The sequence below is a fragment of the Streptomyces viridochromogenes genome (assembly GCF_001270495.1).
Classification (GTDB): Bacteria; Actinomycetota; Actinomycetes; order Streptomycetales; family Streptomycetaceae; genus Streptomyces; species Streptomyces viridochromogenes_A.
Map to the genome: position 1 here is coordinate 1 of NZ_LGUR01000060.1, position 2,432 is coordinate 2,432.

Annotated in this window: 3 protein-coding genes and 1 pseudogene; 3 read left to right on the plus strand and 1 reads right to left on the minus strand. The window is 69.7% G+C overall.

The window, feature by feature from the left end; translation table 11 throughout:
- A partial coding sequence (locus ADK36_RS08110; protein WP_234329715.1) for a peptidoglycan-binding domain-containing protein occupies nucleotides 1-623 on the plus strand: 623 nt, incomplete at its 5' end.
- A 36-nt stretch (nucleotides 624-659) separates the two neighbouring features.
- On the opposite strand, the gene ADK36_RS08115 is transcribed toward ADK36_RS08110, so the two are convergent.
- A complete protein-coding gene (locus ADK36_RS08115; RefSeq protein WP_053196858.1) occupies nucleotides 660-1,223 on the minus strand; it encodes a peptidoglycan-binding domain-containing protein in 564 nt (187 codons plus the stop codon).
- 201 nt (nucleotides 1,224-1,424) lie between these two features.
- Here ADK36_RS08115 and ADK36_RS08120 point away from each other — a divergent pair, with 201 nt between their 5' ends.
- Both ADK36_RS08120 and ADK36_RS08125 read left to right on the plus strand, forming a co-directional pair.
- Nucleotides 1,425-2,033, plus strand: coding sequence for an ALF repeat-containing protein (locus ADK36_RS08120; RefSeq protein WP_048587573.1), 609 nt, complete (start codon nucleotides 1,425-1,427; stop codon nucleotides 2,031-2,033).
- 163 nt (nucleotides 2,034-2,196) lie between these two features.
- A pseudogene (locus ADK36_RS08125) lies at nucleotides 2,197-2,432 on the plus strand (serine/threonine protein kinase); the annotation flags it as partial.

Below are 2,432 nucleotides of genomic sequence, written 5' to 3' on the forward strand. Positions count from 1 at the left end.
CAGACGCAGCCACGCGCTACGCCCGCGGCACCGAGGAACTACGCCTCTCCCCCGAACTCCCCGAAAACTGGCGGGAGATCATCACCGACTGCCTCGCCCCCACCCACACGGAACGCGTCGCCCGGGTCCCCGACACAGGTGCCCTCCTGCGCCGGGTGGAAGAGGCCGCGGGCACCTCCCCCTCGGCCCGGCTGCCGAGGCTACGGCCCCGGCGGTGGCGGCGTCCGGTACTGGTCGCGGCACTCGTGGCGACGGCGATGCTGGGCGCGACGGCGGTGCCGTACGCGCTGCGCGACGAGTCCCCCGTCGTCGCGGCGGCACCTGCCAGCTGCGAGAAGCCGGCGGTGTACGAGGACCAGAAACACGGCCGCGGCTACACCGCCAACTGGAACAGCACCTGGGACTTCACCATCAAACAGGGCGACGGCGGCAACCAGGTCCGCGAGGTCCAGTGCCTGCTCCGCTACCTGCACGGCATCACCGAGGTCGGCGAAGTGGACGGCTCCTTCGGCCCCTTGACGCACGCGGCGGTGGTGACCTTCCAGAAGCGGGCGGGGCTGGACGCGGACGGGGTGGTGGGGGCGGGGACGTGGCGCGCCTTGCGGAAGGCCGACGAGGTCTGACCTGCCCCACGACCCGCGCGGCAGCCTGTCAGCCTGTCAGCCGCAGGAGTGGTACTTGTACCCCGCCTGACGTGAGTCGCCCTTGCGGTCGGGGAAGACATACTTCCCCTCGGTGTTGCGGCGCAGATCGAAGGTGTGCTTCTTGCCCTCGTACCTCAGGTACAGCGTCCTGTCGCTGTCGGTCGACCCACCGATCTTGTACATGTGCTTATTGACCCGGCTGAAGGTCTTCTCGCCCACGATGCCGTCCGCGGATTCCCCCAACTTCTTCTGCAGGTCAATTGTCGAATAGACGGTGCGCCACCCGAAGTGCCCGTTGATGTGGTCCTCTTCGAAGATCTTGCCGTCGTAGTTCGTGGCGTAGGCCCCCTCAGCCCACAGGATGCGCTGCCACAGGCACGTGGCGTTGGAGCTTGCCCAGGGCGACGTGCGGGACAACTCGCCCTCGTCGTCCCAGTCGTCGGAGAACCTGTCGTACCCCCGTACCCACCCGTCGGACACCTTCGCCGAGGCCGGTGATGCCGCCAGTCCCAGCGTGGTCACCATGGCGGCACCCAGGACCGCCGCCACCGCCCGTGAACGCTTCCTGAGAAAATTCATGTCTTCCCCCTCGGGTCGTGTTTCCCATGTGCAGATTCACACGGAGGGGGCACCGGGCGACCCTCAAAAGTTTCAGGGTGGGTGCGGAAAGGGCCGCCCCCGAGGGGGAGTTATTGCGGTGAGTTCGGGCGCGGTTGCAAGGATGATGAACACACCGGCACTTCACCTGCGCCGATTGACCTACCCGAGGAAGGTTCACACGTGAGACCGACCCGTACCGCCCTGACCCTCGTGATAACCGCCGCTCTGGCCCCAGCGCTCCTGCTGGCCGGCCCGGCCCTCGCCGCCGGGTCGACCCCGTCGTCCGCCACCACCGTGGCGACCGCCTCCGACACGGCCGGCCCAAGCGTCGACGACATGTCCGACGACGACGTCCGGGTCGCGATCGCGCGCATCATCGCCGACCCCACCACGGGCAGGGCCGTCTACGCCGCCGCGCAGAAGGCCATGGACGGCACCATCGAGGACCAGCGGTACTTCCTGGAGACGGGCCGATGGATCGCCCAGGCCGAGGACGACCGCGTCGCCATCGCGCGCATCCTCGCCTCCGCGGACCCGAAGACCGACAAGGCGGTCATCAGGGAGGCCAACGAGGCCCTCGACGCCAACACCCCGGCAGTCCTGCGCGCCTTCCTGGAGACCGGCTACCGCCTGGCCCGGGCCGAGGACGACCGTGTCCGCGTCGCCCGCATCCTCGCCGACCCGACGATCAGCGACGCGCTGCGGGCCGCGGCGGAGGACGCCATCGACGGGACGCCGGAGGAGTTGCGGTACTTCATCGAGGTGGGCCAGTACGAGGTGGACGGCTAGGCCCTGCTTCTGGAACGCCCTTGCCCCGCCCTTCGTTGGCGGGGTGAGGGTGGTCCTCATGGATCGGGGGAGGGGACGGATCCGTGCACAGCGTCATCGTCATGCCACCGGCTTGCGCCGGACCGGACGACCGGCCCGCCGCGCCGAGGAAGGTGGCGGCCGGATGACCGGAGAGCAGCCGCACCCGGTCCCCGTACCGCTGGGCTACCGCGTAGGGCACTGGGAGGTGAGGGAGCCTCTCGGGTCGGGCGCCTTCGCGACCGTCTACGCGGGCAGGCCGATCGGCGAGGCGGATCCGGCCCTGCCCCGCCGGGTGGCGCTGAAGTTCCTGCCCACCGGCACCCGCACCCCACGCCAGCTACGCCACCTCCGCGAACTGGCCGAACGCGAGGTAGAGCT